This is a genomic window from Rothia sp. HMSC064F07 (assembly GCF_001837265.1).
Lineage (GTDB): Bacteria > Actinomycetota > Actinomycetes > Actinomycetales > Micrococcaceae > Rothia > Rothia mucilaginosa.
In genome coordinates, this window is record NZ_KV831922.1 from 1 (window position 1) to 1,323 (window position 1,323).

Genomic DNA, 1,323 nt, shown 5'->3' on the forward strand with positions numbered 1-1,323 from the left:
AGAGGCTAGTCCTTCGCGGGAACCAGACCCTCAGCTGGTAGCAATAGTTCATGACGCTCAGGTAGTTCGGCTTGTCGTTCACGTCATCGGTGCCGCCGGGCAATAAAAACCTAGCACTTCATCATAACGCCGTCTTGAGCCCCGCACGAGAATTCTCATCATGCGGTGCTGTTTGAGCGCATCAGCACAGGGAATGCGGGTATCTGTCGTTCTCGGGAAGCATAAGAAAAACCATAGACGTTGCGGCACAGCAAGCCTATTCTGGATATACAAGTATTTTTCAACATACAGGAGGATACGATGGCTAACGTTACGATCATTGGCGGGCACGGCAAGGTTGCTCTTCTGGCCGAGCCGCTGCTGGTGGAGCGCGGGCATGCGGTCAATGCGCTTATTCGCAGGCCGGAGCAGTCAGAGGATATTGTCACGCGCGGGGCGAACCCTGTGGTCGCTGACATTACCGCGTTGAGCACCGAGGAGATGGCGAAGCTCTTCAAGGATTTACATACAGAAGTGCTGGTGTGGTCCGCGGGTGCGGGCGGTGTAGGTGGCCCCGAACGCACCTATGCGATTGACCGTGACGCTGCGATCCGGTCGATGGATGCGGCGCGGCTGGCCGGTATTAAACGGTACGTGATGGTATCGTACCTGGGCGCGGGTTCCGGGCACGGCATCGACCCTGATGACAGTTTTTACGCCTACGCCGAGTCGAAGACGATCGCCGATGAGCACCTGCGCGGCTCGGGGCTGGATTACACGATTCTGGGGCCGGGGACGCTCACCCTTGAGGAGGCAGGCGGCATTACTCTGGGGATTGAGCCCGCCCACACGCCCGGCGCCGAATCTAATACTCCGCGGGCCACCGTTGCCCAGGTGCTGGCGGCGGTTCTTGAGGACCCGTCCACGGTTGGGAAGGCGCTCCCGTTTATTGGCGGGCCCACCCCGATAGCTCAGGCTCTCGCATCGGCGCCTAACAGCAATAAGCTGCGCTAGGGTTTGCCGGATGCACCCGCCCCGGCTGAGTGCGGATGCGTCCCGAGCCTCTTCACGGGTTTGGGGCGTGTTTTTCTCTCACGCAAGGTTGGTGCCGCATCGCTCAGTATCCTAAAGTACCATGTATTTTTAGAGCAACTGCAAGAGGTTCCCGTGGGATTCTTCGATCTCTTCGCCGACAAAACCCCGGACGAGCCCGCCGAGGCGTAGCTTACCAGGACATTTCTGGTCTGACTGCTTCGGCGACCATTACCCGCTAAGGGGCATGAGCCGCTAAGACAGCGAATTTAAAACACCAGGGGCCCGGCATCCATAACGGATGCCGGGCCC

Annotated in this window: 1 protein-coding gene; it reads left to right on the top strand. The window is 59.2% G+C overall.

Annotation, left to right across the window (positions count from 1 at the left end; genetic code table 11):
• Nucleotides 1–300 precede the first annotated feature (300 nt).
• A complete protein-coding gene (locus tag HMPREF2712_RS01870; RefSeq protein ID WP_044151027.1) occupies nt 301–993 on the top strand; it encodes an SDR family oxidoreductase in 693 nt (230 codons plus the stop codon).
• The last annotated feature ends 330 nt before the right edge of the window (nt 994–1,323 follow it).

Coding starts and splice junctions, on each gene's coding strand:
- HMPREF2712_RS01870 (WP_044151027.1), top strand. CDS start 301: ATGGCTAACGTTACGATCATTGGCGGGCACGGCAAGGTTGCTCTTCTG.